Genomic DNA, 1,045 nt, shown 5'->3' with positions numbered 1-1,045 from the left:
GAACCGAAGCCCCGGTGAACGGCGGCCGTAACTATAACGGTCCTAAGGTAGCGAAATTCCTTGTCGGGTAAGTTCCGACCCGCACGAACCGCGTAACGATCAGAGCACTGTCTCAACAAGGGACCCGGTGAAGTTGAAATGGCTGTGAAGATGCGGCCTACCCGCAGCAGGACAAAAAGACCCCGTGGAGCTTTACTGCAACTTGGCATTGTGTTTGGGTATGATCTGTGTAGAATAGGTGGGAGGCTGTGAAGCTGGGGCGTTAGCCTCGGTGGAGCCGTCAGTGAAATACCACCCTGATTATATTTAGACCCTAACCCCGCACCGTCATCCGGGCGGGGGACCGTGCCAGGTGGGCAGTTTGACTGGGGCGGTCGCCTCCCAAAGAGTAACGGAGGCGCCCAAAGGTTCCCTCAGGCAGAATGGAAACCTGCCAAAGAGTGTAAAGGCATAAGGGAGCTTGACTGCAAGACCAACGCGTCGAGCAGATACGAAAGTAGGGCTTAGTGATCCCACGGTACCGAGTGGAAGGGCCGTGGCTTACCGGATAAAAGCTACCCCGGGGATAACAGGCTGGTGAGATCCAAGAGTTCACATCGACGATCTCGCTCGGCACCTCGATGTCGGCTCATCGCATCCTGGGGCTGGACAAGGTCCCAAGGGTCGGGCTGTTCGCCCGTTAAAGCGGTACGCGAGCTGGGTTCAGACCGTCGTGAGACAGGTCGGTCTCTATCCGCTGTGGGCGTAAGGGATTTGAGAGGAGCTGCTCCTAGTACGAGAGGACCGGAGTGGACTGACCTCTGGTGTGCCAGTTGTCGTGCCAACGGCATTGCTGGGTAGCTACGTCGGGCAGAGATAACCGCTGAAAGCATCTAAGTGGGAAACTCGCCTCAAGATTAGATCCCTGTATTCCAGTTAATGGAGTAAGACCGCAGGTAGACCACCTGCTATATAGGCAACAAGTGTAAGCGCAGTAATGTGTTGAGCTAAGTTGTACTAATGGTCGAGGGCTGAATCCCGTGATGTGGAGAACTTATTACTCTTC

The 1,045-nt window shown here is 55.2% G+C and carries 1 rRNA gene; it reads left to right on the top strand.

What is annotated here, in order from left to right:
- Window positions 1-1,019: ribosomal RNA gene (locus tag VFQ05_18660) — 23S ribosomal RNA — on the top strand; the annotation flags it as partial.
- Between the last annotated feature and the right edge of the window lie 26 nt (window positions 1,020-1,045).

The sequence above is a fragment of the Candidatus Eisenbacteria bacterium genome, assembly GCA_035712145.1.
Taxonomy (GTDB): Bacteria; Eisenbacteria; RBG-16-71-46; order RBG-16-71-46; family RBG-16-71-46; genus DASTBI01.
Note: the sequence above shows the minus strand (reverse complement) of the source record. Positions and strands in the feature narration are given on the sequence as shown.